Source organism: Pseudomonas sp. TUM22785 (genome assembly GCF_028198105.1).
In the GTDB taxonomy this organism is placed as follows: Bacteria; Pseudomonadota; Gammaproteobacteria; order Pseudomonadales; family Pseudomonadaceae; genus Metapseudomonas; species Metapseudomonas solani.
The window spans coordinates 201,261-228,189 of sequence record NZ_CP116239.1; the positions used below are offsets into that span (position 1 = coordinate 201,261).

26 protein-coding genes and 2 pseudogenes are annotated in these 26,929 nt (G+C 64.1%); 15 read left to right on the forward strand and 13 right to left on the reverse strand.

All coding sequences use genetic code 11. The features are described from left to right. Nucleotides 1–126 precede the first annotated feature (126 nt). Together PI990_RS00970 and PI990_RS00975 are read left to right on the forward strand one after the other, a co-directional pair. Nucleotides 127–657: a sterol desaturase family protein gene (locus PI990_RS00970; RefSeq protein ID WP_031287531.1), complete on the forward strand. Its 531-nt coding sequence runs from the start codon at nt 127–129 to the stop codon at nt 655–657. A 140-nt stretch (nt 658–797) separates the two neighbouring features. Next, nucleotides 798–1,220 (forward strand): c-type cytochrome, encoded by a 423-nt coding sequence (locus PI990_RS00975; protein ID WP_263400337.1) that lies wholly within the window; start codon nt 798–800, stop codon nt 1,218–1,220. Nucleotides 1,221–1,306: 86 nt separating this feature from the next. On the opposite strand, the gene PI990_RS00980 is transcribed toward PI990_RS00975, so the two are convergent. Together PI990_RS00980 and rep are read right to left on the reverse strand one after the other, a co-directional pair. Further along, nucleotides 1,307–1,879, reverse strand: coding sequence for a xanthine phosphoribosyltransferase (locus tag PI990_RS00980; RefSeq protein ID WP_021218946.1), 573 nt, complete (start codon nt 1,877–1,879; stop codon nt 1,307–1,309). 127 nt (nt 1,880–2,006) lie between these two features. Then, nucleotides 2,007–4,019 (reverse strand): DNA helicase Rep, encoded by a 2,013-nt coding sequence (gene rep, locus PI990_RS00985; protein ID WP_184488265.1) that lies wholly within the window; start codon nt 4,017–4,019, stop codon nt 2,007–2,009. A 281-nt stretch (nt 4,020–4,300) separates the two neighbouring features. On the opposite strand from rep, the gene PI990_RS00990 reads away from it, so the two are divergent. Beyond that, complete coding sequence (locus PI990_RS00990; RefSeq protein ID WP_031287534.1) at nt 4,301–5,977, forward strand: putative bifunctional diguanylate cyclase/phosphodiesterase; 1,677 nt, start codon at nt 4,301–4,303, stop codon at nt 5,975–5,977. Nucleotides 5,978–5,987: 10 nt separating this feature from the next. Here PI990_RS00990 and PI990_RS00995 read toward each other — a convergent pair whose 3' ends face one another. Further along, on the reverse strand, nt 5,988–7,376 hold the full coding sequence (locus tag PI990_RS00995; RefSeq protein ID WP_271659589.1) for a NorM family multidrug efflux MATE transporter: 1,389 nt from the start codon (nt 7,374–7,376) through the stop codon (nt 5,988–5,990). A gap of 136 nt (nt 7,377–7,512) precedes the next feature. Between PI990_RS00995 and PI990_RS01000 the strand changes: the two genes are divergently transcribed. The 3 genes and pseudogenes from PI990_RS01000 (at nt 7,513) to PI990_RS31485 (ending at nt 10,559) form a co-directional block, all read left to right on the forward strand. Beyond that, a complete protein-coding gene (locus tag PI990_RS01000) occupies nt 7,513–8,433 on the forward strand; it encodes a LysR substrate-binding domain-containing protein (RefSeq protein ID WP_043241005.1) in 921 nt (306 codons plus the stop codon). Between the two features lie 149 nt (nt 8,434–8,582). Beyond that, a pseudogene (locus tag PI990_RS31480) lies at nt 8,583–9,656 on the forward strand (Cache 3/Cache 2 fusion domain-containing protein); the annotation flags it as partial. A 180-nt stretch (nt 9,657–9,836) separates the two neighbouring features. Then, nucleotides 9,837–10,559, forward strand: a complete 723-nt coding sequence (locus tag PI990_RS31485; protein WP_371877126.1) for a methyl-accepting chemotaxis protein — start codon at nt 9,837–9,839, stop codon at nt 10,557–10,559. Nucleotides 10,560–10,654: 95 nt separating this feature from the next. Here PI990_RS31485 and PI990_RS31490 read toward each other — a convergent pair. Next, a pseudogene (locus PI990_RS31490) lies at nt 10,655–10,793 on the reverse strand (IS3 family transposase); the annotation flags it as partial. A gap of 877 nt (nt 10,794–11,670) precedes the next feature. Here PI990_RS31490 and PI990_RS01015 point away from each other — a divergent pair. The 4 genes from PI990_RS01015 to PI990_RS01030 all read left to right on the forward strand — a co-directional run bounded on the left by PI990_RS01015 (nt 11,671) and on the right by PI990_RS01030 (nt 14,868). Further along, the gene (locus tag PI990_RS01015) at nt 11,671–12,630 is read left to right on the forward strand and encodes a cysteine synthase family protein (protein WP_081672166.1); all 960 of its coding nucleotides are present in this window, start codon (nt 11,671–11,673) and stop codon (nt 12,628–12,630) included. A gap of 115 nt (nt 12,631–12,745) precedes the next feature. After that, the gene (locus tag PI990_RS01020; RefSeq protein WP_271659591.1) at nt 12,746–13,231 is read left to right on the forward strand and encodes a phosphoribosyltransferase family protein; all 486 of its coding nucleotides are present in this window, start codon (nt 12,746–12,748) and stop codon (nt 13,229–13,231) included. After that, a complete protein-coding gene (locus PI990_RS01025) occupies nt 13,224–13,793 on the forward strand; it encodes a YggS family pyridoxal phosphate-dependent enzyme (protein ID WP_271659592.1) in 570 nt (189 codons plus the stop codon). Before PI990_RS01020 ends, PI990_RS01025 begins: the two co-directional genes overlap by 8 nt. A gap of 136 nt (nt 13,794–13,929) precedes the next feature. Then, nucleotides 13,930–14,868 carry a DMT family transporter gene (locus PI990_RS01030; RefSeq protein WP_271659593.1) on the forward strand — a complete coding sequence of 313 codons (939 nt, stop codon included), beginning with the start codon at nt 13,930–13,932 and terminating at the stop codon, nt 14,866–14,868. 380 nt (nt 14,869–15,248) lie between these two features. On the opposite strand, the gene PI990_RS01035 is transcribed toward PI990_RS01030, so the two are convergent. From PI990_RS01035 to PI990_RS01045, 3 genes are all read right to left on the reverse strand, one after another. After that, the gene (locus PI990_RS01035; protein WP_271659594.1) at nt 15,249–16,055 is read right to left on the reverse strand and encodes a TlpA disulfide reductase family protein; all 807 of its coding nucleotides are present in this window, start codon (nt 16,053–16,055) and stop codon (nt 15,249–15,251) included. Between the two features lie 108 nt (nt 16,056–16,163). After that, on the reverse strand, nt 16,164–17,660 hold the full coding sequence (locus tag PI990_RS01040; protein ID WP_271659595.1) for a YifB family Mg chelatase-like AAA ATPase: 1,497 nt from the start codon (nt 17,658–17,660) through the stop codon (nt 16,164–16,166). Nucleotides 17,661–17,694: 34 nt separating this feature from the next. Beyond that, nucleotides 17,695–17,958, reverse strand: coding sequence for an accessory factor UbiK family protein (locus PI990_RS01045; RefSeq protein ID WP_021218955.1), 264 nt, complete (start codon nt 17,956–17,958; stop codon nt 17,695–17,697). 410 nt (nt 17,959–18,368) lie between these two features. Between PI990_RS01045 and glnK the strand changes: the two genes are divergently transcribed. The 4 genes from glnK to sutA all read left to right on the forward strand — a co-directional run bounded on the left by glnK (nt 18,369) and on the right by sutA (nt 21,099). Next, the gene (gene glnK / locus PI990_RS01050; protein WP_003457590.1) at nt 18,369–18,707 is read left to right on the forward strand and encodes a P-II family nitrogen regulator; all 339 of its coding nucleotides are present in this window, start codon (nt 18,369–18,371) and stop codon (nt 18,705–18,707) included. Between the two features lie 34 nt (nt 18,708–18,741). After that, nucleotides 18,742–20,061 carry an ammonium transporter gene (locus tag PI990_RS01055; protein WP_271659596.1) on the forward strand — a complete coding sequence of 440 codons (1,320 nt, stop codon included), beginning with the start codon at nt 18,742–18,744 and terminating at the stop codon, nt 20,059–20,061. A 206-nt stretch (nt 20,062–20,267) separates the two neighbouring features. Beyond that, the gene (locus PI990_RS01060) at nt 20,268–20,693 is read left to right on the forward strand and encodes a secondary thiamine-phosphate synthase enzyme YjbQ (protein WP_043241100.1); all 426 of its coding nucleotides are present in this window, start codon (nt 20,268–20,270) and stop codon (nt 20,691–20,693) included. A 76-nt stretch (nt 20,694–20,769) separates the two neighbouring features. After that, complete coding sequence (gene sutA / locus PI990_RS01065) at nt 20,770–21,099, forward strand: transcriptional regulator SutA (RefSeq protein ID WP_043241102.1); 330 nt, start codon at nt 20,770–20,772, stop codon at nt 21,097–21,099. 59 nt (nt 21,100–21,158) lie between these two features. Here sutA and PI990_RS01070 read toward each other — a convergent pair whose 3' ends face one another. From PI990_RS01070 to lptM, 6 genes are read right to left on the reverse strand one after another with little or no spacing between them, the layout of a single operon-like run. After that, nucleotides 21,159–21,863: an HAD family hydrolase gene (locus tag PI990_RS01070; protein WP_043241104.1), complete on the reverse strand. Its 705-nt coding sequence runs from the start codon at nt 21,861–21,863 to the stop codon at nt 21,159–21,161. After that, on the reverse strand, nt 21,860–22,759 hold the full coding sequence (xerC, locus tag PI990_RS01075; RefSeq protein WP_043241106.1) for a tyrosine recombinase XerC: 900 nt from the start codon (nt 22,757–22,759) through the stop codon (nt 21,860–21,862). Before xerC ends, PI990_RS01070 begins: the two co-directional genes overlap by 4 nt. A gap of 34 nt (nt 22,760–22,793) precedes the next feature. Next, the gene (locus PI990_RS01080; RefSeq protein WP_021218961.1) at nt 22,794–23,495 is read right to left on the reverse strand and encodes a DUF484 family protein; all 702 of its coding nucleotides are present in this window, start codon (nt 23,493–23,495) and stop codon (nt 22,794–22,796) included. A gap of 13 nt (nt 23,496–23,508) precedes the next feature. Further along, nucleotides 23,509–24,339 (reverse strand): diaminopimelate epimerase, encoded by an 831-nt coding sequence (gene dapF / locus PI990_RS01085; RefSeq protein WP_021218962.1) that lies wholly within the window; start codon nt 24,337–24,339, stop codon nt 23,509–23,511. A 4-nt stretch (nt 24,340–24,343) separates the two neighbouring features. Next, complete coding sequence (lysA, locus tag PI990_RS01090; RefSeq protein WP_271659597.1) at nt 24,344–25,591, reverse strand: diaminopimelate decarboxylase; 1,248 nt, start codon at nt 25,589–25,591, stop codon at nt 24,344–24,346. A 10-nt stretch (nt 25,592–25,601) separates the two neighbouring features. Continuing rightward, nucleotides 25,602–25,730: an LPS translocon maturation chaperone LptM gene (lptM, locus tag PI990_RS01095; RefSeq protein WP_021218964.1), complete on the reverse strand. Its 129-nt coding sequence runs from the start codon at nt 25,728–25,730 to the stop codon at nt 25,602–25,604. Nucleotides 25,731–25,881: 151 nt separating this feature from the next. On the opposite strand from lptM, the gene PI990_RS01100 reads away from it, so the two are divergent. Then, on the forward strand, nt 25,882–26,925 hold the full coding sequence (locus tag PI990_RS01100) for an AraC family transcriptional regulator (RefSeq protein ID WP_271659598.1): 1,044 nt from the start codon (nt 25,882–25,884) through the stop codon (nt 26,923–26,925). Nucleotides 26,926–26,929 lie beyond the last annotated feature (4 nt).

Consider the following 26,929-nt stretch of genomic DNA (forward strand, 5'->3'; position numbering starts at 1 on the left):
CGGTCTTCACCCGAGCCGGTCATCGGACCGGCGCCGGCATGCTAGGTTTGCGCCCGCGTCGCCGGGCGGCGTGCTCATCCACTCAAGGCCGTGCCCAGCGCAACGGCGCATGACAAGGAAGGTCCCGTGGCTGCCTCGAACAAATGGTTGATGTCCTCGCTCGCCTATTACCTGGACTTCTTCACCGCTCCGTTATTCATCCTCATCGCCCTGTTCGTCGGCCCGATCCTGCCCTGGCAGCTGCTGGCCGGCCTGCTGCTCTGGTCGCTCATCGAGTACGGGGTGCATCGCTTTCTGTTCCACTCGCTGTATCGCCGTGAACACTGGACCCACCATCTCGACGTGCTGGCGTTCATCGGCATCTCCAGCTGGAAGACCAGTGCGGTCTATGCGCTGCTGCTGCCGTTGTGTGCCTACCTGGGTCTGGCTTCGCTGTTCGCCGGGCTGGTTGCCGGCTACTTTCTCTATATCTCGCTGCATTACGTGATGCACCGCCCCGGGCATTGGTTCTACCGTTTCATCCCTGGGCTGGTGTTCAACCATGACCTGCACCACCAGAAGGGCGTGGAGAAGAACTTCGGGGTTTCCTCGCCGCTCTGGGACCACGTCTTCGGCACCTATGTGCGTGCGGTCGAGAGGGCGAAGGTATCGGGCTGATCAGCCTCTGGTCGCAAGGCGCTCATGCTTTAGTCGTGCGACAAGTAGGGTTGTTTCAGCATGGCGGGCTAACCGTTATACTGGCGCCCGCCCGCGAAACCGTGGCCGCGGGCGTCACTAGCCAGGATGAGGGTGTAAGGGTGAACCTGATAAATAAGATGCTGGCAGCGCATGTTGCCGTATTGGCCCTTTGGGCTGTTAGCGCCCAGGCCGCGACCGATGACGCCATCGCCGAGCGTATCAAGCCGGTAGGCGAAGTCTGTGTCCAGGGCCAGGAGTGCAAGGGTGTGGAAGCTGTAGCAGCCTCCGCAGGCGGCGGCGCCAAGACGCCGGACGACATCATCGCCAAGCACTGTGGCGCCTGCCACACCGCCGGCGTTCTCGGCGCTCCGAAGATCGGCGACACCGCCGCCTGGAAAGAGCGTGCCGACCACCAGGGCGGCCTCGACGGCATCCTGGCCAAGGCCATCACCGGTATCAACGCAATGCCGCCGAAAGGCACCTGCGCCGACTGCACCGATGATGAGCTGAAAGCGACCATCAAGAAGATGTCCGGCCTGTAACAGGGACCCGGCATCAACGAAAAAGCCGCCCTCGGGCGGCTTTTTCGTGTCTGGCTGCTGCGGCTTATTGTCGCAGCGCCGGGCACTTAATCGATGAAGGTCACGGTGCCGTTGGCCAGGGATTGGACCCGCGCCAGGGACTCGACCCGGTAGCCTTCGCTTTCCAGCAGGGTGCGGCCTTCCTGGAACGACTTCTCGATGACGATGCCCATGCCGGCGATGCTCGCGCCTGCCTGGCCGATCAGGTCGATCAGGGCCTTGGCGGCGTGGCCGTTGGCGAGGAAGTCATCGATCACCAGCACGTGGTCGGATGCCGTCAGGTGCTTGGCGGAGATGGCGATGGTGCTCTCGGTCTGCTTGGTGAAGGAGAACACCTTGGAGATCAGCAGGTCGTTCTTCAGCGTCAGCGACTGGAACTTGCGGGCGAAGATCACCGGGATGCCCAGCTCAAGGCCGGCCATCACCGCGGGGGCGATACCCGAGGCTTCGATGGTGACGATCTTGGTGATGCCCTGGCCACGAAAGCGTTCGGCGAATTCATGGCCGATGTGCTTCATGAGCTGCGGGTCGATCTGGTGGTTGAGGAAGGCGTCTACCTTCAGCACCTGGTCGGAAAGCACGATGCCTTCGGAGAGGATCTTTTCTTTGAGAATGTTCACGGGAGGGGCTTCCTGCGAAGCTGCTGTCGCTGATGAAGCGCGGCATTCTACCTCGGCGCGGGGGCATCGCGCGATGCCCTTCTGACAGGTCGCGCCACGGCCCCCGGTTGCCTGTTGGCCAGCGGCCTCAGGGCTTCTTGAGCATGGCGCGGATGTCCGCCAGCGCCGTGTTGCCGCGCACCGCCTTGACCTCCACCGGCGTGTCTTCCATGCCTTCCCATTGCAGGTCTTCCTGGGGCAGTTCGTCGAGGAAGCGGCTCGGCGAGCAATCGATGATCTCGCCGTACTGCTTGCGCTTGGCGGCGAAGGTCATGGCCAGGTTCTGCCGGGCACGGGTGATGCCGACATAGGCCAGCCGGCGCTCCTCCTCGATGGTGTCGGCCTCGATGCTGGAGCGGTGCGGCAGGATGTCTTCCTCCACGCCCATGATGAACACGTAGGGGAATTCCAGGCCCTTGGACGCGTGCAGGGTCATCATCTGCACGCCGTCAGCGCCCTCCTCCTCTTCCTGCTGGCGCTCCAGCATGTCGCGTAGCACCAGCTTGGCGATGGCTTCCTCGATGGTCATCTCGCCTTCTTCGTCGCGCTCCAGGGTGTTCTTCAGGGCGTCGATGAGGAACCAGACGTTGCCCATGCGGAACTCGGCGACCTTGTCGCTGGAGGCGTTCTGGCGGATCCAGTTCTCGTAGTCGATGTCCATCACCATGCTGCGCAGGGCGGCGATGGGGTCGGTCTGCGCGCAGTCCTGGCGGACCTTGTCCATGAAGCGTTTGAAGCGCTGCAGGCGCTCGGTGTAGCGGCTGTCCAGGTGCTCGCCGAGGCCGATCTCGTCGGCGGCGGCGTACATCGAGATCTTGCGCTCGGTGGCGTAGTTGCCGAGCTTTTCCAGGGTGGTGGAGCCGATCTCGCGGCGCGGCACGTTGATCACCCGGAGGAAGGCGTTGTCGTCGTCCGGGTTCACCAGCAGGCGGAAGTAGGACATCAGGTCCTTCACTTCCTGGCGGCCGAAGAAGCTGGTGCCGCCCGACAACCGATAGGGGACCTGGTGGTGCTGCAGCTTCAGCTCCATCAGCTTGGCCTGGTGGTTGCCGCGGTAGAGGATGGCGAACTGGCTGTAGGGCCGCTCGGTCTTCAGGTGCAGCGTGAGGATCTCCATGGCGATGCGCTCGGCCTCGGCGTCCTCGTTGCGGCAGCGGATCACCCGGATCGGGTCGCCGACGCCCATCTCGCTCCACAGCTGCTTCTCGAACACGTGGGGGTTGTTGGCGATCAGCACGTTGGCGCACTTGAGGATGCGGCTGGTGGAGCGGTAGTTCTGCTCCAGCATCACCACCTTCAACGAGGGGAAGTCCTCCTTCAGCTGCATCAGGTTCTCCGGCCGCGCACCGCGCCAGGCGTAGATCGACTGGTCGTCGTCGCCCACCACTGTGAACTGCGCGCGGTGCTGCACCAGCATCTTCACCAGCAGGTACTGGCTGGCGTTGGTGTCCTGGTACTCGTCCACCAGCATGTAGCGCACGCGCTGCTGCCATTTTTCGAGGATGTCCGGGTTCTCCTGGAACAGCTTCACCGGCAGCAGGATCAGGTCGTCGAAGTCGACCGCGTTGTAGGCCTTGAGGGTGCGCTGGTAGTGCAGGTACACCACCGCCGCCGTCTGCTCCTTGGGGTTGCGCGCGTTGGCCAGCGCTTCCTCGGGCAGGATCAGGTCGTTCTTCCAGGAGCCGATGTAGTTCTTCACCTCGTCGGCGCCATCGTCCCCGGCGTACTCCTTCTGCATGATGTCCGTCAGCAGCGCCTTGATGTCAGTCTCGTCGAAGATCGAGAAGCCCGGCTTGTAGCCCAGCCGCGCGTGTTCCTTGCGGATGATGTTCAAGCCCAGGTTGTGGAAGGTGGACACCGTCAGCCCACGGCCTTCGGCGCCGTGCAGCAGGGTGCCGACGCGGGCCTTCATCTCGCGGGCGGCCTTGTTGGTGAAGGTCACGGCGACGATGTACTGGGCGCGGATGCCGCATTGCTGGACGAGGTAGGCGATCTTGCGGGTGATCACGCTGGTCTTGCCGGAGCCGGCACCGGCGAGCACCAGGAGCGGGCCGCCGACATAGTTCACGGCTTCCTGCTGCCGGGGATTGAGTCGGGACATGCGGGTCGATTTTTCGCGGGGGAATGGCCGCGCATTCTAACAGGCCGGCCCCGATCTGCCGATGCGCGCCGAACAGTGTGACGTAGCGCCCTTTGGTGAAGCTTGGCGCTTGGCTATTTCGAACCATCAAGTACGATTGTTCCGACACACACTGTTGATGGCTGTTCACATTTGGCGCAAAGTTCGCCAAGTCGCCTCAAAAGCACACCTAAAAGAACGACGTCGATCACGACGCGAATTGGGCCAATTGCCCACTGTTTTTGTGACCCCGGGGAGGTCATTTGTCCGCGCTTGCCGAGCCCATGCGCATGCTCCTGCTGGCGGAATCGCCTGGCTGGGCGGAATCCTTACGCGAGCTGCTCAGCTCGCTGGGCAGCCTTTCACCCCTGATCACCGCCCCCTCCTGGGAGGCCGCCAGCAGCCTGTTCGACGACAGCGAGGGCGGCTTGCTGCTCTGCACCCCGCAATTGCTGCCGGCCCCCGGCCGTTGCCACCTGCCCACCATCCTGCTGCTGGAACAGGAGCCCGATGAAGCGCCGGCCGGCGTCTGCGATTGGCTGGTGCGTGACCAACTGGGCCCCGACGTGCTGCGCCGCAGCCTGCGCTACATGCGCGAGCGCAGCGCCTTGCAGAACACCCTGCAAAGCCTCGCCGAGCAGGACCCGCTCACCGGCATCGCCAACCGCCAGGGCTTCCAGACCCTGCTGGCGGGGCGCCTGGCCGAATTCGCCGGGCGCGGCCTGGCCCTCGGCCACCTGGACCTGGACAATTTCCGCCACGCCAACGACGCCCTCGGCTACCAGGCCGGCGACCGCCTGATCCTCCAGGTGGTGGCGCGGCTCAAGGGCGAACTGGCTGCCGGCGACCAGCTGGCCCGCCTGGGCAGCGACGAGTTCGCCCTGCTGTTGGACACCCGCCGCGACCCGTCCCGTGCCGAGAAGGTCGCCGAACGCATCGCCGAAGCCCTCGGCGAGCCTTACTGGGTCGACGGCGAGAGCCTGCTCATCGGCTGCAGCCTGGGCATTGCCCATGCCCGCTCCGACGAAGGTGCCGACCCGCTGATGTGGCATGCACACATCGCCATGCAGCAGGCCAAGGCCGTGCAGGGTTGCACCTTCCATGTGTTCGACGAGCGTATCAACCGCAGTGCGCGCAGCCTCGCCGACCTGGAAAGCGAGTTGCGCCGCGCCCTGCGCCGCGACGAGCTGGAGCTGCACTACCAGCCGCGCCTGTGCCTGGAGACCGGCCGCATCGTCGGCCTCGAGGCTCTGGTGCGCTGGCGCCATGCCGAGCGTGGCCTGCTGTCGCCCAATGAATTCGTGCCCCTGGCCGAGGAAAGCGGGCTGATCGTCCCCCTCGGCTACTGGGTCATCTCCCGAGCCCTGCGCGACATGCAGTGGCTGCGCGGGCGCGGCCTGCCGGCCCTGCACATGGCGGTGAACCTGTCGTTCCGCCAGTTCCAGGACAGCCAGCTGCTGCCGACCCTGAACCGCCTCATCAGCGAGCGCGGGGTCGACGCCCAGTGGCTGGAGTTCGAGCTGACCGAGACGGCGGTGATGCGCCGCAGCGAACAGGTGCAGCAGACCATGCAGGCCCTGGGCAAGGTCGGCGTGCGCTTCTCCCTGGACGATTTCGGCACCGGCTTCTCGTCCTTCGTCCACCTCAACAGCCTGCCCATCACCCTGCTGAAGATCGACAAGAGCTTCGTCGGCGGCATGCAGGATCGCCCCGAGAACCGCCAGTTGGTACGCGCGATGATCAACCTCGCGCACAACCTCAACCTGGAGGTGGTGGCCGAAGGGGTGGAAACCGCCGAGCAACTGGCCCTGCTGCGCCAGTTCGGCTGTGACCAGGTGCAGGGCTACTGGATCAGCAAGCCGCTGCCCCTGGCCGACCTGGCGCGCTTCCTGGTATTCGGCGTGCGCCAACCGCTGTTCAGCAGCCAGCCCAACCTCTAGCGCACCCCGCTCAGCCCGCCTTGCAGGCGTCGCCGAGCGGTGCCTGCGGGCGCAACATGCGCAAGGTCTTCCACTCGAACCCCAGGGTCAGCCCGACTGCGGCGCAGGCCAGGCCCGATGCCAGGCCCCACCACACGCCCTGGGCGCCCATTCCCAGGGGGAAGGCCAGCAGCCAGGCCGTGGGCGCGCCCACCAGCCAATAGCAGCCGAGGCCGACGAGGAAGGTGGTCTTGGCGTCCTTGAGGCCGCGGATGGCGCCCATGGCGATGGTCTGGATGCCGTCGAACAGCTCGAACAGTGCGGCGATGGCCAGCAGGCTCACCGCCAGGGCGACCACCTCCTGGTACTCGCCGGCAGTGCGGTCGAGGAACAGGCCCACCACCCATTCCGGCGCCAGCCAGAACAGCGCGGCGAAGCTGAGCATGCAGCCGGCGCCCACGGCGATGCCCAGGCGCCCGGCGCGGCGTGCGTCTTCCAGGCGACCGGCGCCAAAGTGCTGGCCGATGCGGAAGGTCACCGCGTAGGAGATGCCCACCGGCACCATGAAGGCCACGTACACCGACATGATCGCGATCTGGTGCGCCGCCAGCGACAGGCTGCCCAGGGCGCCCATGCACAGCGCGGCGAAGGCGAAGAGGCCGGACTCCACCGCATAGGTGCCGCCGATGGGCAGGCCCAGGCGCAGCAGCTCGCGCAGGTCGTCCAGGCGCGGCTGGAACAGGCCCTGGCGCAGGGAATAGGCGGCGTAGGCCGGGTGGCGGGTGACGTGCCAGGCCAGCAGCAGCGCCATGACGTTCATCACCAGGGCGGTGACCAGGCCGATGCCGGCCAGGCCCAGCGACGGCAGGCCGAACCAGCCATGGATCAGCATGTAGTTGAGGGCGAAGTTGGCCAGCGCGCCGCCGATGCTGATGGCCATCACCGGGCCGGGGCGGCCGATGGCGCTGGTGAAGCCGCGCAGGGCCATGAAGCTCATGTAGCCGGGCAGGGCGAACACCAGGGTGGAGAGGAAGCGCATGCCGCCCTCGATGTTGTGGGCCTCCTGGCCGAACAGCGTCAGCAGCGGGCCTAGGTTCCACAACAGCAGCCCTGCGCCCAGGGCCAGGCCCCAGCCCAGCCACAGGCCGGCCTGGGTCAGGCGCGCGGCGCCGGCGATGTCCCCGGCGCCGTGGCGGATGGCGACCAGGTTGCCCACGGCGGCGATCACCCCGACGCAGAAGATAGACACGAATGAATAGCTCGCCGCGCCCAGGCCGCCGGCCGCCAGCTCCGCCGGGCCGAGCAGGCCCATCATCACCGTGTCGGTGAACACCATCAGCACGTTGGCCAACTGCGCCGCGATCAGCGGGCCGGCGAGGCGGAGGATGGCCAGGAGTTCAGAGCGGATCTGCTGTGGCATGAGTCTGGATCACTTGTCATGGCGGGCCCGAAAACGCATCGGGCCAGAGACGGTGGATTCTCCAGCGCTTGAATCCGCGCCACAAAGGGAAAAAAATGATGCCTTCCATGACTCTGACTCATGAATGGGCTCAACCATGACGCGTCGCCTGCCACCGCTTTACGCCCTGCGTGCCTTCGAAGCCGCGGCGCGCCATGCCTCCTTCACCCGTGCCGCCGAGGAGCTGGCCATCACCCAGAGCGCGGTGAGCCGGCATATCCGCACCCTGGAGGAGCATTTCGCCTGCCGCCTGTTCGAGCGCAAGGGGCGCAGCCTCCAGCTCACTGAGCCGGCGCGGATGATCCTGCCCGGCCTGCGCGAGGGCTTCGACTCCCTGGAGCGTGCCTGCGCCACGCTGCGGGTGGACGACAGCATCCTCTGCCTCAAGGCGCCCTCGACCTTGACCATGCGCTGGTTGCTGGCGCGGCTGTCGCGCTTCCGCCTGCAGAACCCGGACGTGGAGGTGCAGCTGACCAGCGCCTGGATGGATGTGGACAAGGTCGACTTCAACCACGAGCCCTTCGACTGCGCGGTGCTGCTGAGCAGCGGCGGCTTCAGCGATGAATGGGAGAGCGTCGAGCTGTTCGCCGAATGGCTGATCCCGGTCAGCGCGCCCTCGGCCGCCGCCGAGGGGCCTTGGGACCTGGCGCGACTGCGTGGCGCCGAGCTGCTGCACCCCACGCCGGATCGCCGCGACTGGCGGCGCTGGTTGCACGCCATGGGCCTGGAACAGGACGTGCCGCTCAAGGGCGGCCAGGTGTTCGACACCCTGGAGCTGGGCATAGTCGCGGCGACGCGGGGCTACGGCATCTCCATCGGCGACCTGGTGATGGTCGCCGAGGATGTGGAGGAAGGGCGCATCGGCCTGCCCTGGCCCAGCGCCGTACCCAGCGGCCAGAGTTACTACCTGGTGTGGCCGAAGGCACGCAGCGGCCAGGATCGCCTGCGTCGCCTGCGGGATTACCTGCTGGCCGAAGTAGCGGCGATGCGTTTGCCGCCGGTGAGCTTCAAGCGCTAGAGCGGCGTGGCCTGCGCTTACACAATTTTCCGGTGCTTTCGGCAGATGCGTCCTATACCTCAGTAAGGCGGTCAAGTATTCTCGCCGCCCGCCGAAGGAGCCCCAGAAGCTCCTCGTCAGCCCTGCCTGCAAAAAACTGGAGAAACCCCATGAACCCGCCCAGGTCTCGTATCGCCTGGCAGCTCGCCGCCGCCCTCGCCCTGATCCTCGTGTTGCTGATCAGTGGCAGCACGCTCTTCGCCCTGCGCTCCCTGGACCAGGCCAACCTGGCCACCCGCGAAGAGCACCTGGCCAGCGAGGCCCGCCTGCTCGCCGACCAGCTCAGCACCTTCCACGGCAGCCTGCGCGAAAGCACCCAGCGCCTCGCCAGTCTGTTCGAGCAGCGCTTCGCCAGCGGCCTCGCGCTGCACGCCGACGAGCGCGTGCCGGTCGCCGCACTGAGCCCGCCGGCCCTGTACCTCAACGGCCAGGTGCTGAACAACGATTTCACCCTGGTGGACGAGTTCCGCCACCTCACCGCCGGCGTGGCCACGGTGTTCGTCCGCGATGGCGCCGACTTCGTCCGCGTCACCACCTCGCTGAACAAGCAGGACGGCACCCGCGCCATCGGCACCGTGCTCGACCACGCCCACCCTGCCTACCAGCGCCTGCTGTCCGGGCAGAACTACGTGGGCCGCGCGCTGCTCTTCGACCGCTACTACATGACCCAGTACACGCCGGTGCGCGACAGCGGCGGCCAGGTCATCGCGGTGCTCTTCGTCGGCTTCGACTACACCGACGCGCAGAATGCCCAGTTCGCCAACCTGCAGCGCTTCCGCATCGGCAAGACCGGCTCCCTGGCGCTGATGGACGAGACCGGCAAGTGGCTGGTGACCCCGGCCGGCGTGCGCCGCCCGGAAGCCATCGGCGACACCCTCGCCGCGTTGGCCCGCGAGCCCGGCCATGGCCGTTTCTGGAGCGATGGCGAAGAGGATTTCTTCAGCGTTGCCGTGTCTTTCGCCGATGGCCCCTGGCAGGTGGTGGCGAGCATGCCCAAGGCGGAAATCCGCGAGGTGACCTGGAGCGTCGGCGGCCAGCTGGCCTTCGGCAGCCTGCTGGCCATGGTGCTGGCGGTAACCTCGGTGATCTGGCTGCTGCGCAAGCGCCTGCGTCCGCTGGGCGAACTGGTGGAACAGGCCCGGGCGCTGGGCGCGGGCGACCTTAGCGTGCGCCTGGATGTATCCAGCAACGATGAGATCGGCGAGCTGGCGCGCAGCTTCAACCAGATGGGCGAGGCGCTGTCGACCATGGTGGCGCACATCCGCAGCTCGGCGCAGCAGGTCGGCAGCCGCTCCCAGGTGCTGTCGGGTCTCTCCAGCGGTGCCTATGAAGGCATGGAGCAGCAGTCCGGCGAGATCAGCAGCATGGCCGGCGCGGTGGAGGAGTTCAGCGCCACCTCGCTGAACATCGCCGACAACATGCGTGCCACCGAGCGCATGGCCAGCGACAACGCCCAGCAGACCCGCATCGGCCAGAGCTCCATGGGCGAGGCCTCTGCGGCGCTGGAGCAGATATCCACAGCCCTCAACGGCACCGCCGAAGTGATCAACACCCTGGGCCAGCGCTCCCAGGAAATCGGCGGCATCGTCGGGGTCATCACCGCCATAGCCGACCAGACCAACCTGCTGGCACTCAACGCTGCCATCGAGGCGGCGCGTGCCGGCGAGCAGGGCCGGGGCTTCGCCGTGGTGGCCGACGAGGTGCGCAACCTCGCCGCCCGCACCCGCGAGGCGACCACCGAGATCTCCAGCATGATCGGCAGCATCCAGGATGAAACCGCCAGCGCCATCAGCACCATGGAGCACGGCAAGGCGCTGATGCAGGACGGCCTGGAGCGCAACGCCAAGGTCGCCGCCGCCCTGGCGCAGATCGCCCAGCAGAGCACCGCCGCCGGTGAGCAGTTCGCCGCCATCACCACCGCCACCCAGGAGCAGAGCAGCACCGCGACCCTGCTCAGCAGCAACCTGCAGAGCATCGCCCTGGCCAACAGCGAGCAGCGCGAAGTGGTCGCCAACCTGGCGCAGACCGCCCAGGAGCTGGACCGCCTGGCCGAGGAACTGCGCCAGGAAGTGGGGCGCTTCCGCTGAGTCCGGCCGTTCCGCTGCAATGAAAAAGGCGCCCCGATGGGCGCCTTTTCTTTGGGTCGCGTTCTGCCCGAGTGCTCTCTCGGTGGCTAAATTCTCTCTTGCTTGAACTGGCGCCGCCAAACCGCCAGCAACAATGTATCGATGGTCAGTTCGCTGAGCATCCATGGCTTCATCGACCATCCAAACACCTGACAGATCCTGCACCACCGCCAAGTACATCCAGCCTTCATAGGTACTTTGCTCGGCTCGCTAGCAGTGAACTGATGCCTCAAGCGATTGGGTAGTGCTGAAGGCGTACTTCAGCCAGACTCTTTGCAGAGTGCGCGGCGGCCTTTTTCAGGATGTCTCGCTCTTCGTACACCCGCTTGCATTCTTCGCGCAGACGGCGCAGCTCGGCTTGCTTATCACCCGCAAGCCGGGGCTTGCTGTAGCGCTGGATCCAGGCGTCCAGGCTATTCGCGGGCACGCTTGGTCACTTGCTGGACTGCTTCGGTTTTGAGTTCTTAAGAGTAACGCGGGTTGTTCGTCGCACCCCTGATGGGCCTTGGCATGAGGCTCGAAGGTGACTACGAAGCCAGGGGTGACTCAAAGCAAAACGGGCAGGATCCGGTTCAAGGGAGGCGTATACCCTGCCATTGCAGGTCGCGCGCTAAAAATTCCCACCTGTATGAAGTCTCTATAACTCATGTAGGTAGAGTGCCACAGGTGAAGCTCTCGCCTTGTAATATTGGAAAAGTTAAATAAATATCCAGTGAGGAAGCTAGCTGACACTTTATTAAATCAGTTAGCGCCAGTAGTTATTTTAATTTGCGGCGTCTCCAGTCTTGCGCCCAGACCTATCAGAAACGATGCGAAGCTAAAATTCATAGGAACTGAGCTTCTACCCACTGCAGCATTTCGCGGGTGGAACGAAAAGACAAGGACTCCCACGATGCCTCGTACCCTCGCCAGATCTGCAAGCACTAGCTCTATTTCTTGCCATTTGCAATGCACTCATGGCCAGGAGGACACGGTTCTCGAACTGTCAGTTGATTAGCTCTAATAAGGCTTTGCCCTGCTTTGCGAAGAGGGCTTGGTTGCCAATTATCACGAGCGATGGAGTTGCACTACTATGTTGGCGGAGTTGGGGCTTCACAATGTCGGTAATACCCGAATGCATCGGGTAATAAGCGCCAGTGCAAATGGTAATAAGATTTTTGCAAAATGCGAATTTATGAATCCAACAGGAAGCCATAAAGATAGAACATTTTTGCACATGGTTGCTGAACTTGAGTCCGCAGGAAAAATAGCTCCTGGAATGACCTTGGTCGACTGCTCCACAGGAAATGGGGGAGCTGCTCTGGCATGGGTTGGAAAGATGAAAGGGTACAACGTTGTAATTTTTATGCCTGAGGGAATGACCGAAGAGCGCAAGCGTCAAATTCGTGAGTTTGGTGCTGACATCATCGAGACAAACAGAAATGAGTTTCTCAATGGCTCGGTGCAGGCGGCAAGAGATTACGTAGCGGACAAGCCCTCCGATAAGTTTTATTTTTTGGATCAGGGCTCCAGTTTGCTAAATAAATCTGCATGGATCCAGTGTGGTAATGAAATCGCTGCTCAGCTAGAAGAGCAGAAAGAAATACCTGATTATTTTGTGTGTTCTATTGGGACTGGTGGGACCTTCTCTGGAATATCTGAGGTTCTAAAAGCTAAATACCCTAATATAAAAACTATAGGCATTGAGGTAGATAGGTCTGCGCCGCTTTACGCTAAAAAGAACAATTTGGAGTTTTGTCATAGGCCACACAATATGATGGGCCTTGGTGCAGGCGTGCTGTCTTGCAATACTAATGAGCAGGTCATCGATGAGGTGGTTGTCGTCGATGGGGCTTACTCGTGGAACCGAATGAAGAAATTCATCGAAGAAGAGCAGCTTGGTGTTGGGCCTACATGCGGAGCTAATCTGTATGTCTGTGAGCAGCTCTCTAGGGCGGTCACGGGTAAGACGATAGTTACCCTGTTCTTTGATTCTGCATGGAAGTATAAGAGTCGTTGGTCAGGGGTTTACCCGGAATACAATGGTGGCTAATCCATTTTTATTGAGCGCTAAGGAGAGACATATGCTTCTCAAGGACGTTTAAACATCTGCCAAAGTAGTAAGGTCAGGAAGCCATTTCACTACCGTCAACGAGTTCACGGATCAGTTGCCTGCACTTCGCCCCAAGGTCCTCTGGGAAGCGGCCTTAGCGGTGGTTAAGGCTGGCAATTTCACTGTGGATAAAATCGTGACAGAGGAGGATAAAGGTGCGCCATTGGCCACTTTGGTCTCTGTCATGACAAACACTCCGCTGGCTATTGCTCGCTGGTACCCCTATAGCTTAGGCACTCATAATGAGGTAAAGGTAAAAATTGATTCTGAGTACTTTCGCGGTGATTTGTACTTGAATGGTGTTCTCCCGGGCGACACAGTCGCAATTATTGATGACACTATAAGCACAGGCGGTGCTTTGATCGCTTTGATTAAAGCTATTCGTGAAGCTGGTGGAACTGTTGGTGAAGTCGTCTGCGTGGTAGAGAAGGTCGAAAACCGTGGAGTTGAGCGGGTTCTCAATGAGACCGGAATCGCCGTTAAAACGATAATGAAGATATCTGTAGCAGAGGCTGGTGTGGAGGTACTAGCCAATGAATGAGGTAGTTAGTAATTTTCGAGTTGTCAGTAGTGAGATCGACTCGGAACTCCAACGCCGTGCGGAGCAAGATAGGAAGGTGCAGTTAGTCGTAGTTTCAAAATTTCACGGTGTTGAGCGGATCCGCCCCTTGCTTGAAGATGGTCATCGCACCTTCGGTGAAAGCAGGTTGGAGGAGGCGCGGGAAAAGTGGTCAACCCTTGCTGCGGAATTTAATGACGTTAGCCTTCATTACATAGGAGCAATGCAGTCAAAGAAAATTAAAGATATCGTCAAAATTTTCGATGTGATTCAGTCTATAGATAAGCCAGAGACTGCAATGCGAGTCGCTAAAGAAATTGATCGGCAAAATAGAAGCGTGAGCTGTCTTATTCAAATAAATATCGGTCGGGAACCACAAAAATCCGGCGTGTCGCCGGAAGATTTTGAAAAATTATTCCGTCTGTCTACGGAGGAGTACTGCCTGAATATATCAGGGGTTATGTGTATTCCTCCCGCTGGAGTTGACGCGTCTCCATATTTCTTGCGTATGAAAAAAAATCAGAGATACCTATGGATTGCCTGAGCTTAGCATTGGCATGAGTGATGACTACGTGTGCGCAGTTTCGCATGGGGCAACTATGGTGCGGGTTGGAGCAAGAATTCTCGGGGCGAGAAATTAGCTCCTTGTACAAGCAAGCACATAGATGCATGGTGGGGTTATGCCGCAAAAAAATTACAAGACACCAATAATCGCCTATTTCTGCCTTGCTCTCTCAATGTGTATGGTCGGTAGTAATATCGGTATTGGTAAGATAGTTGTAGCAGAACTGCCGGTTTTTCTCTTCGCTGCGTTGCGCTTTCTAATTGCAACTCTCATTCTTGCCCCTGGTATGATCAGGCCCTCATTTCGACATGGGCTTAATTCGTCTAGCTGGGGTGGGCTTTTTATGCAGTCTTTCTTTGGCTGCTTTCTTTTTAGCCTCTTTATGCTCTATGGCGTGATCTACACTTCGGCGACAAGTGCCGGCATCATCACGAGCGCACTTCCGTCAGTCATAGCACTTTTAGCATGGCTATGGCTTCGTGAAAGAGTAGATGGCCGGGGTGCAACTGCTATCGCGCTTGCTGTGCTGGGCATCGCGTTGCTAAACGTGCACGACGCAAGCTCTTCTGAAAAGAGCAGCATGCTGGGTAATGTGCTGGTACTTTGTGCGGTTCTTGCTGAGGCGCTATTTGCGGTTTTCTCTCGTCGGCTTTCGTTATCTGTTCACCCGTGGGCTATGGCGTTTGGAGTTAACCTCATAGGTGCACTGCTTTTTCTTCCTCTCGCTATTCCCCAAGCAATTGCTTTTGACTGGAGCACGCCTAGTGTAGAGCTATGGTGTTGGGTTTTGCTGTACTCCATTACTGCTAGCGTGCTCTCCTTTCTTCTGTGGTACAGAGGTATCTCAGAGGTGCCAGCCAACGTAGCAGGCCTGTTCACTGGGGTTATGCCCGTCAGTGCAGCATTGATCGGCTTGCTAGTACTGGGGGAGTTGATGTCGACAGGTCACCTGATCGGCATGGGGCTGGTTCTGGCGTCAATTTTATTCGGCGCTAAGACGAGGCCAGATTCCTCGCGAGGTCACTCAGAAAGTGCGAGCGAGGTGTCCGAGTGAGCTGTTCCTGACGCTGGCGTTTACCTCCGGCCAGGGTTTAGAAGCTTCTAGTTGGGCTTTAGCTTCGGTAGTCATCCTTTGGAGCTTCTGCATCGGCAAGGTCTGCTCCCTGGCGTTGATGAGCGAAACCTCCCCCGAGTCCATTGACGACAATTTGGGCGGGTTTGCCCGCGAGCCCGACCATGGCCGCTTCTGGAATGACGGTGCGTAAGATTTCTTCAGCGTTGCCGTGCCCTCTGCCGACCGCCCAGGAGCTGGACCGCCTGGCCGAGGAACTGCGCCAGGAAGTGGGGCGCTTCCGCCGAGTCCGGCCGTTCCGCCGCAATGAAAAAGGCGCCCCGATGGGCGCCTTTTCTTTGGGTCGCGTTCTGCTCGGGCGCTCACTCGGTGGTCAGGCTCTCCAGCTCACGGCTGAGGCTGGCCCGGGATAGTTCGCCCATGTGGCTCTTCAGCATCCGCCCCTGGCCGTCGTAGAACAGTGTGGTCGGCAGGCCGTAGGAACCGGTCAGCGCGCCGAAGCGGTTGCCGCCGTCGATCAGCACGTCCTGCACCTCCAGGCCCTGCTCCTGCAGGAAGCGCTTCACGTGTTCGGCGTTCTCGCCCTGGTTGATCAGCACGAAGCGCAGGTCGGGGCGGGCCTGCTGGGCCGCTTGCAGGGCCGGCATCTCGCGGCGGCACGGCGGGCACCAAGTGGCCCAGAGGTTGATCACCAGCGGCCGACCATCCAGTTCACGGATATCCACAGGCTTGCCGTCGAGGTCGCTCAGCGCCACGTCCGGCAGTTGGCGGCCGCTCTCCAGGGCTGCCAGCAGCGCGCTGCCGCCGCCCCAGAGCGTGGCGCCCACCAGCAGGGCGATACCCAAGGGGCGGCGTACGGCTGGGTGGCGACGGACATGGAGAATGCCCACCAGTGCCGCCAGCGCCAGGCCGGGCAGGAGGAGGAAGCCGCCGTCGCGGATATCCAGCATGCGCCAGGGCTCGGTGCGGTACTCGGCGAAATAGAAAGCGACGAAGGTGAGACGCGCCGCCAGCACCCCGGCGACCAGCATGGCGAACAGGGCGCCTTCGGGGTTGGCGCCTCGTTTGCGCCCCAGCCACCAGCCACAGCCAAGAGCGACGAAGAAGCCCAGGTAGAAAAGCGCCTGGGAGGCGGAAAGGGCGACAGGGCCGATTTGCAGGCTGTTCATCGAGGTGGACCAGGTGGCTTGGCGGGTGGGGCCGCAGTATGCCATCGGCCCTGGCGTGGCCCGGCGGCGCAAGTGTTTCCCTGCTTTACGGGGCTCAGGGCTCAGGGCTCAGGGCTCGGTGGCCGGGCGGTACTGCAGTGCCTCGGCCAGGTGCTGGCGGGCAATGGTCGGGGTGCCGTCGAGATCGGCGAGGGTGCGGGCGACCTTGATGATGCGGTGTGCGGCGCGCAACGACAGGCCGAGGCGTTCGCAGGCGTTTTCCAGCCAGCGACGGTCCTCCACCACCAGCGGGCAGTGGCGACGCAGGCCCTGGAGGTCGAGAAACGCGTTGGCGCAGCCCTGGCGATCGAGCTGGCGCTGGCGGGCCTGGGCCACGGTTTTCGCGGCGCTGGCACTGTCCTGGCCACCGGGCTTGGGGTCGTCCAGGGAGGTGGCTTCGCGGGCGACGGTGAGGTGCAGGTCGATGCGGTCGAGCAGCGGGCCGGAGAGCTTGGCGCGGTAGCGCTGGATCTGTTCCGGGGTGCAACGGCACGGGTTGGTGACGTCACCCAGGTAGCCACAGGGGCAGGGGTTCATGGCGGCGACCAGTTGGAAGCGCGCCGGGAAGCGCACCCGGTCGTTGGCCCGGGCGATGACGATCTCTCCGTTCTCCAGGGGCTCGCGCAGGACTTCGAGGACCTTTCTGTCGAACTCCGGCAGCTCGTCGAGGAACAGCACGCCCTGGTGGGCCAGGGTGATTTCGCCAGGGCGGGGCTTGCTGCCGCCACCCACCAGGGCGGGCCCGGATGCACTGTGGTGCGGCTGGCGGAAGGGGCGTTGCGGCCAACTGTCCAGCGGGGTGTTGCTGGCCACCGAGTGGATGGCGGCGACTTCCAGTGCCTCCTGCTCCTGCAAGGGCGGCAGCAGGCCGGGCAGGCGGCTGGCGAGCAGCGTCTTGCCGGTGCCGGGTGGCCCGGAGAGCAGCAGGTTGTGGGCACCGGCGGCGGCCACCAGCAAGGCGCGCTTGGCGGCCACCTGGCCCTGTACTTCGGCAAGGTCCGGGTAGGCGTCGGCGCGGTTCGGCAGGCCGGCGGAGGCATAGGGTTCGAGGGGCGTTTGCCCGGTGAGGTGCGCGGCCAGTTCCAGCAGGTGGCCGACGGCGATCACCCGCAGGCCGCTGGCGAGGCTGGCTTCTTCGGCATTGTCCTTCGGCACCACCAGGGTGCGCCCTGCCGCGCGGGCGGCAAGGGCAGCGGGGAGGACGCCCTGGACCGGGCGCAGCGCGCCGGAGAGGGCCAGCTCACCGAGGCATTCCACCTCGGCCAGGCTGGCGACCGGCACCTGGCCGCTGGCGGCGAGGATGCCGAGGGCCACGGCCAGGTCGAAACGCCCGCCGTCCTTGGGCAGGTCGGCCGGTGCCAGGTTCAGGGTGATGCGCCGCAGCGGGAATTCGAAGCCGCTGGTGAGGATGGCGCTGCGCACGCGGTCCTTGCTTTCCTTGACCGCCGCTTCCGGCAGGCCGACCAGGGCCAGGGACGGCAGGCCGTTGGTGAGGTGCGCTTCCACGGTTACGGCAGGCGCTTCGACGCCTAGCTGAGCGCGGCTGTGAACGAGGGCCAGGGACATGATCGCTCCTTGATCGCGTCACCCGCCCGCCGGGTCACTCGTTCGGCGGAGGGGTGGGCGTGGCTTCCAGCTCGGCGACCTTGGCTTCCAGGGCCTCGAGGCGGGCGCGGGTACGGGCGAGGACGGCCATCTGGCTGTCGAATTCCTCGCGGCTTACCAGGTCGAGCTTGCTGAAGGCGCTCTGCAGCAGGGCTTTGAACTGGGTTTCGAATTCGGCGCGGGGCAGCGGGGTATCACCGCTGAACAAGCGGGAGGCGTGGGCGCCGAGGGCGTCTAGCAGGGCTTTGGGTGGCAGCATGATGGGCTTCCATAGTCAGGCGGCGGGCAGTCTACCACGCGGGGTGAATGGCCGATCCCGATGGGCGGCGCACAATTTTTGAGCAATGGTCATTCGTCAGATGCGCCATCTTGGTGCGCGATGCCGGGGCATCTTCCGGCGCCGAGGGGGCATACGGCCAGTATCTGCTTGAAAAACTGCGCTTTTGGTGGAGCTGGCAAGCTTTCTGCTTTAGGCCATACGACGCATGCACCGATGCAGTACCGGTGTGTCGGGCGAGGCGGGGGAGTGTTTCGCCGGAAGCGGTTGGTCTGCGTTCGAAGTGGCCGAGCCAGGGCGGTTCGACGCGTTACAAAGCCAGACACTGCGCTTAGACTTGAGCCGGGTTCGTTTTTCCTGGGGCAAGTCCACCAAATACGGGAGAGAGTTTCATGAAGCTAGTCACTGCCATCATCAAGCCGTTCAAACTCGATGACGTGCGCGAGTCGCTGTCCGAGATCGGCGTGCAGGGCATCACCGTTACTGAAGTCAAAGGCTTCGGTCGGCAGAAGGGTCATACCGAGCTGTACCGTGGCGCGGAATACGTGGTCGATTTCCTGCCCAAGGTGAAGATCGATGTCGCCATCGCCGACGATCAACTGGATCGTGTGATCGAGGCCATCACCAAGGCAGCCAACACCGGCAAGATCGGTGACGGCAAGATCTTCGTCGTCAATCTGGAACAGGCCATCCGCATCCGTACCGGCGAAACCGGCACAGACGCGATCTAAGCCTCCGAACCCCAACGCCCCAGGAGAAAACAACATGACTCTGCGTAAAGCCGCAGGGCTAGGAGCCCTTTTGTCCCTCGTTACCCCCGGCCTCGCCATGGCCGCTGACGAGGTCGTGCTGAACAGCGGTGATACCGCGTGGATGCTGACCGCTACCGCGCTGGTGCTGTTCATGACCATTCCCGGCCTGGCGCTGTTCTACGGCGGCATGGTGCGTTCCAAGAACATCCTCTCGGTGATGATGCAGTGCTTCGCCATCACCGGCCTGATCAGCATCCTCTGGGTCGTCTTCGGCTACAGCCTGGCCTTCGACACCACCGGGATGGAGCAGGGCGTCGTCAACTTCAACTCCTTCGTCGGTGGCTTCGGCAAGGCCTTCCTGTCCGGTCTGACCGTCGACAGCCTGACCGCTGCCTTCCCTGAAAGCGTGTTCATCACCTTCCAGATGACCTTCGCCATCATCACCCCGGCCCTGATCGTCGGTGCCTTCGCCGAGCGCATGAAGTTCTCCGCGATGCTGATCTTCATGGCCATCTGGTTCACCCTCGTCTATGCACCGATCGCCCACATGGTGTGGAGCGGCAACGGTGGCCTGATGTGGGACTGGGGCGTACTGGACTTCGCTGGCGGTACCGTGGTGCACATCAACGCCGGTGTCGCCGGCCTGGTGGCCTGCCTGGTACTGGGCAAGCGCAAGGGCTACCCGACCACTCCGATGGCCCCGCACAACCTGGGCTACACCCTGGTCGGCGCCGCCATGCTGTGGATCGGCTGGTTCGGCTTCAACGCCGGCTCCGCCGTTGCCGCCAACGGCACCGCCGGCATGGCCATGCTGGTCACCCAGATCGCCACGGCCGCCGCTGCCCTGGGCTGGATGTTCGCCGAGTGGCTGACCCACGGTAAGCCGAGCGCCCTGGGCATCGCTTCCGGCGTGGTCGCCGGCCTGGTCGCCATCACCCCGGCTGCCGGCACCGTCGGCCCGATGGGCGCCCTGATCATCGGCCTGGCCGCTGGCGTCCTGTGCTTCTTCAGCGCCACCAGCCTGAAGCGCAAGCTGGGCTACGACGACTCCCTGGACGCCTTCGGCGTACACGGCATCGGCGGCATCATCGGTGCCCTGCTGACCGGCGTGTTCGCGGCCCCGGCCCTGGGTGGCTTCGGCGCCGTCGAAGACATCGCCAGCCAGGTGTTCATCCAGTTCAAGGGCGTCGCCTTCACCGTGGTCTACACCGCCATCGTCACCTTCGTGATCCTCAAGGTACTGGACCTGGTGATGGGCCTGCGCGTCAGCGAAGAGGAAGAGACCGTAGGCCTCGACCTGGCTCAGCACAACGAGCGCGGCTACAACCTGTAAGCGCCATGGCCCGGCTCCGCGCCGGGCCCTGTCGAGGCGGCCATGGGCCGTCGTACCTGGGGCTCTGGCTCGCTCGAGGTCGCTGTCGCCGCAAGGCGTCTGCAGAAGATGCAACACGAGCCGCAAAGGGCGCCCGCAAGGCGCCCTTTGCTTTTTCTGGAGCCGCGCTAGAATGCGCGCCGACGAGTTCGAAGCGGGAGACGTGCATGTGGCAGCAGACCCTGATCAGCCTGCGCGCACGGCCACGCGGCTTTCATCTGGTGACCGATGAGCTGCTGGCGAATTTGCCGGAACTGCGACGCTGTCGCGTCGGTCTGTTGCACCTGTGGTTGCAGCACACATCGGCATCACTGACCGTCAATGAAAATGCCGACCCCTCGGTGAGGCGCGATTTCGAGCGATTCTTCAATCGCCTCGTGCCCCAGGGCGAGGGTGGCTACGAACATGACTATGAAGGCCCGGATGACCTTCCGGCGCATTTCAAGTCGAGCCTGCTGGGCTGCCAGCTGATGCTGCCGATACAGGAAGGGCGGCTCGCGCTGGGAACCTGGCAGGGGATTTACCTGGGCGAACACCGCGATCATGGCGGCGTGCGCCGGGTCGTCGCCACGCTCAACGGCGAGGCGATCTGATTTTTTTCCAGTGGCGTTAGCACGCTGGCGCGGCTGGGCTATAACTAACCTGCTTTGGCAAGACAAGAGGTAGAACATGAGCGACGAAGATCTGGAACAAGACGAGCTCGAGGCATCCGACGAGGATGAGGGCGAGGAGCTTGCGGCGGCCGAAGACAGCGATGACGGCGATAGCGAGAGTGACAGCGAATCCCCAGCGTCCGGCGGCAAGAGCAAGGGCAAGAAGGCGGCGGTAGAAGTCGAAGAACTACCCAGCATCGAAGCCAAGCAGAAGGAGCGCGATGCGCTCGCGCGGGCCATGGAAGATTTCCTGGCGCGCGGTGGCAAGGTGCAGGAAGTCGAGCCCAATGTGGTTGCCGACCCGCCCAAGAAGCCGGACAGCAAGTACGGCAGCCGCCCCATCTAAGGCTTGCCGTCACATGAAAAAGCCCGCTATCAGCGGGCTTTTTCATGGCTGGCGAACGCTCAGCCCGGGTTGTTCCAGCGGCCGAGCAGGGCCGGCAGCTCGGCCAGGTTGCGGATCTCCGCATCCGGCGCGCTTTCGCCATCCCAGGCCTTGCCCTGGGGGTTGAACCAGATGGCGCGCATGCCGGCGTTACGGGCGCCGTGGATGTCGTCGCTGGGGTGGTCGCCAATGTGCACCGCCTGCGCGGCTGCGACGCCTGCGCGTTTCAGCGCCTCCTCGAACGGGTGCGGGTCGGGTTTGCCGACGCCCAGCTCCTCGGCGCACAGGGCGAACTGGAAGTAGTCGGCCAGGCCCAGGCGGCGCACGTCGGCGTTGCCGTTGGTGATCACCGCCAGGCGATAGCGGTTGGCGAGTATCTCCAGGGTCGGGTGCACCTCGGGGAACAGGTCGATGCGGTGACGTGCGTCGAGGAAGACGTCGAAGCCCCGGGTGGCCAGGGTGCCCGCTTCGTCCCGGGGGTAGCCGGCCTCTTCCAGGGCATGGAACAGGATGCGCTGGCGCAGCTCACTGAGGCGGTGCTTGAGTGCCGGCTCGGCCGCCAGCAGGCGCGCGCGGATAGCCCACAGGTGCTCGATGGGCACCGGCCCGAGCTTCGGCGCCTGCAGGGCCAGCCACTCACGCAGGGCCGCTTCGGCGCCGTGCATCACGGTGGCGACGTCCCAGAGGGTGTCGTCGAGGTCGAAGGTGATCAGCTGGATGCTCATTCGTCGTTCGCCTTGTTGCGCTTGGCCCGTGGGTGGGCCTTGTCGTAGACCGCTGCCAGGTGCTGGAAATCCAGGTGGGTGTAGATCTGCGTGGTGGAGATGTCGGCGTGGCCGAGCAGCTCCTGCACCGCGCGCAGGTCCTGGGAGGATTCCAGCATGTGGCTGGCGAAGGAGTGGCGCAGCATGTGCGGGTGCAGGTGCTGGCCCAGTTCGCGGACCCCGGCGGCCCGCACCCGCAGCTGGATGGCGCGAGGCCCCAGGCGGCGGCCGGTGCGGCCGACGAATACCGCGCCGTCCTGTGGGTTGGCCAGGGCGCGCAGTGGCAGCCATTGCTCCAGTGCCTGCCGCGCCATGCGGCCCACCGGCAGTTCGCGCACCTTGTTGCCCTTGCCGTGCACGCGCACGCTGCCGTCGCTCAGGTCCAGGCCGTCTAGGTTTAGCCCCACCAGCTCCGACAGGCGCAGCCCTGAGGAATAGAAGAGTTCCAGGATGGCCTGGTCGCGGCGGGCGATGAAGTCATCTTCCACGGCGCCATCCAGCAGTTGCTGGGCGCGGTCGGCATCCAGGGTCTTGGGCAGGCGGCGCTCGCCTTTGGGGGCGCTAAGGCCGCTGGCCGGGTCGTGGCGGCAGACGCCTTCACGCACCAGGTAGCGGTAGAGCCCGCGTACCGCCGAGAGCAGGCGCGCCAAGCTGCGGCTTGACTGCCCCTGCTGGTGCAGGCGGGCGACCATGCTGCGCAGGGTGCGCGGGTCGAGGGCGGGCCAGTCGGCGATGGCGAAGGTCTCGCACAGGGCGACGACCTTGCCCAGGTCACGGCGGTAGCCGTCGAGGGTGTGGGGCGAGACCTGGCGTTCGCTGCGCAGGTGTTCGATGTAGCGGTCCAGATCGGCGTTCATCCGTCTACTCCTGCCGCTGTGCGTCGCCCGCCGCCTACCTCACGGAGCGCAGCGGGGAGGCGAAGAGGGGCAGCACGCGGGCCAGGACTTCGGCGATGTAGCCGAGGAACAGGGTGCCCAGCGAGCTCTTGTAGTGCTGCGGGTCGTGGCTGCCGATGGCGAGGACGCCATGCTGGCCCTGGTGGTTGAGGGACACCACGGCGGCGGAGCCGACCTTGGGGCCTTCGTCCTTGCCAAAGAGGAATTCCAGCTCGTGGGCGCGGAGCACCCCGCAGATGGTCTTGCCGGCCACCAGCAGGCCGCCGATGGCTTGCTGGGCCTCCACGCTGGTGACGCTGCGGCCGACCGGGAGGGTGCTGTCGCTGAACAGGATGAGGCTGACGAAGGGCACCTGGAACTCGTGGCGCAGGCTGTCTTCCACCGCGCTGACCACTTCTTCCAGGGTGCCGGCGTCGAGCAGGTCGAGCACCAGGCGACGGGTCTTGTCGAACAACCGGTCGTTGTCCCGGGCCACGTCCATCAGCTGCGACAGCCGATGGCGCATCTCGATGTTGCGCTCGCGCAGCAGCTTGACCTGGCGTTCCACCAGGGACACGGCTTCGCCCGGCTGGTGCGGGATGCGCAGTTCGGGAATCAGCTCTTCGTGGTCGACGAAGAACTCCGGGTGGTGCCGCAGGTAGGCGGCGACCGTTTCGGAGTCGAGGTGCTGAGGCGGTTCCTGGTGCTTGTCACTCATGCTCGCTGCTCGCTCATAGGCGGACCTGCCCTTCATACACGCGCACGGCGGGTCCGGTCATCATCACGGACTGGTCGGGGCCGGCCCATTCGATGGACAGCTTGCCACCCGGCAGCTCCAGTTGCACGGGCGAGTCCATCCAGCCCTGGCGGATGGCGGCCACGGCGGCGGCGCAGGCACCGGTACCGCAGGCCTGGGTTTCCCCGGCGCCACGCTCCCACACGCGCAGGCGCGCCTGGTTGCGGTCGATCACCTGGAGGAAGCCGACGTTGACCCGTTGCGGGAAGCGCGAGTGGTGTTCGATCTTCGGGCCCAGCTCGTGGACCGGCGCCTTGTCGATGTCCTCGACGCGCAGCACCGCATGGGGGTTGCCCATGGACAGGGCGGCCAGTTCGATCGGGCGGCCTTCGACCTCGACGCTGTAGTTCAGCGCCTCGCCTTCGGCGACGAAGGGAATCTGCTGGGGCGCCAGGCGTGGCGGGCCCATGTCGACGCGGACCTGGCCGTCGGCGCGGACGTCCAGCTCGATGATGCCGCTCTTGGTCTCGACGCGGATCTGCTTCTTCACCGTCAGGCGCTTGTCCAGCACGAAGCGGGCGAAGCAGCGCGCGCCGTTGCCGCACTGTTCGACCTCGGAGCCGTCGGAGTTGAAGATGCGGTAGCGGAAGTCGACGTCCGGGTTGGTCGGCGCTTCGACGATCAGCAACTGGTCGAAGCCGATGCCGGTGTTGCGATCGCCCCATTGCTTGGCGTGCTTGGGCTGAATGTGCGCGTGCTGGCTGACCAGGTCGAGGACCATGAAGTCGTTGCCCAGGCCGTGCATCTTGGTGAAACGCAGCAGCATGGGTTTACTCCGGTAGCAGGCTTTCGCCGGCGTAGAGTTCCTCGACGGTCTCGCGACGGCGGACCTCGTATGCCCGCTCGCCATCCACCAGCACCTCGGCGGCGCGGCCGCGGGTGTTGTAGTTGGAGCTCATGACGAAGCCGTAGGCACCAGCGGAACGCACCGCCAGCAGGTCACCTTCGGCCAGGGCCAGGTCGCGGTCCTTGGCGAGGAAGTCGCCGGTTTCGCAAATAGGGCCGACCAGGTCGTAACGGCGCTTCTCGCCTTCGCGGGGCTCCACCGGCACCACGTCCATCCACGCCTGGTACAGGGCCGGGCGGATCAGGTCGTTCATGGCCGCGTCGATGATCGCGAAGTCCTTGTGCTCGGTGTGCTTGAGGTACTCGACTTGGGTCAGCAGCACGCCGGCGTTGGCGACGATGTAGCGGCCCGGCTCGAAGACCAGCGCCAGCTTGCGCACGCCGATGCGCTCACGCACGGCCTTGATGTAGTCGCCGGCCAGCGGCGGCTCTTCATCCTTGTAGCGCACGCCGAGGCCGCCACCGAGGTCCAGGTGGCGGATGTGCACGCCCTGTTCGGCGAGGCGGTCGATCAGCGCCAGCAGGCGGTCGAGGGCATCGAGGAAGGGCGCCAGGGTGGTCAGCTGGGAGCCGATGTGGCAGTCGACGCCGACCACTTCCAGGTTCGGCAGCGAGGCGGCGTGCAGGTACACGGTTTCGGCAGCGGCGATGGCGATGCCGAACTTGTTTTCCTTGAGGCCGGTGGAAATGTACGGGTGGGTGCCGGCGTCGACGTCGGGGTTAACCCGCAGCGAGACCGGTGCCTTCATGTCCATTTCGGCGGCGACGACCTGCAGGCGCTCGAGCTCCTCGGTGGACTCGACGTTGAAGCAGTGCACGCCGACTTCCAGAGCGCGACGCATGTCGTCACGGCTCTTGCCGACGCCGGAGAAGACGATGCGGTCGGCCGCGCCGCCGGCGGCGAGCACACGCTCCAGCTCGCCGCTGGAGACGATGTCGAAGCCCGAGCCCAGGCGGGCCAGCAGGTTCAGCACGCCGAGGTTGGAGTTGGCCTTGACCGCGTAGCAGACCAGGTGCGGTACGCCTGCCAGGGCATCGGCGTAGGAGCGGTACTGGGCTTCGATGTGGCTGCGCGAGTAGACATAGGTGGGTGTGCCGAAGCGCGCGGCGATGGCGGACAATGCCACGCCCTCCGCGAAGAGCTCACCATCGCGGTAAGTGAAGGCGTCCATCAGCGCCCCCTTAGTGCGAATGTTCGGCGGAAGACGGCTTGGATTCGTCCGGCAGGTACAGCGGGCCCTTCTGGCCGCAACCGGCGAGCAGGCAGGCGACGGCGACGAGCGCGACGAGAGGGGTGAGCAGTCGCTTCATGGCGAAATCCTTGAAGAAAACGTGAATTGCCCGGGAGTATACCGACCGCCCGGCGCCTTGCCTATGCGCTGGAAAAGCCGCCGGACGTGGCTTTCGGCTAGCCAATCGAGCCTTCCGAAGCCTAGGATTGGCGCCCAAAAACGGAGGTCCGATGGAACCATCCACGCCCATGGCCAGCTCGGTTTCGGTGGCCTACCTGCAAGGCCTGGTCGACCACCTGGCACGCCAGGGAATCGAACCCGCCGAGCTGCTGGCGCACGTCCAGCTGACGCCCGCCATCCTCGGCCAGCGCGACCAGCGCATCGCCGCCAGTGCCTACCTGGAGCTGCTCGCCCAGGGCATCCGCCTGACCGGTGACACGCGCCTCGGCCTGCACCTGGGCGAAGCGGTGCGGCCCGGTTATTACGGTGTGCTCGGTTACCTGCTGATGAGCTGCGCGACCCTCGCCGATGCCTTGCACCGGCAGGCCCGCTATGCGGCGCTGGTGGGCAACCTGGGGCGGGTCGACCTGGCCGACGAGCCGGAGCGGCCCGGCCATGAACCGCTCGTCGTGCACAGCTGGGAGCCCTTGCTGCCCCAGCAGCGCGAGCAGGTGGCGGAGGAGTCCCTCGCCGGCTGGGTGACCTTCGGCCGCTGGATCAGTGGCCTGGACATCCCGCCCACCGAGGTGCGTTTCCAGCACCCGGCGCCGGCCGACCTCAGCGAGTACCAGCGGATCTTCCGTTGCCCGGTGCTGTTCGGCCAGGCCGACAATGCCCTGGTGTTCCCCCGCCGATTGCTGGCCACGCCGCTCGGCCAGTCCGATGCGCAGGTGCGGCAGATGCTCGATGCCTACGCCGACCGGCTGCTGGGCGAGATCAACCGGGGCAACAGCGTGCTCGACCGGGCCCGGGTGGTTCTCGCCGGCCAACTGTCGGAGCAGGGGCCGGACCTGGAGCGCCTGGCCGAGGCATTGGCGCTGAGTCCGCGTACACTGCAGCGTCGATTGCGCGAGGCTGGCCTATCGTTCAGCCAGTTGGTGGACGAGACGCGCCAGCAGCTGGTGCTGCATTATCTGCGCGACCCGGCGCTGGAACTCGCCGATATCGCCTTCCTTGTCGGCTTCAGCGAGCCCGGTTCGCTGGCCCGCGCGTTCCGCCGTTGGACCGGGCAGAGCCCCGGCGAATATCGGCGTCACCTGTCACCCTTTCCCTGAGGAC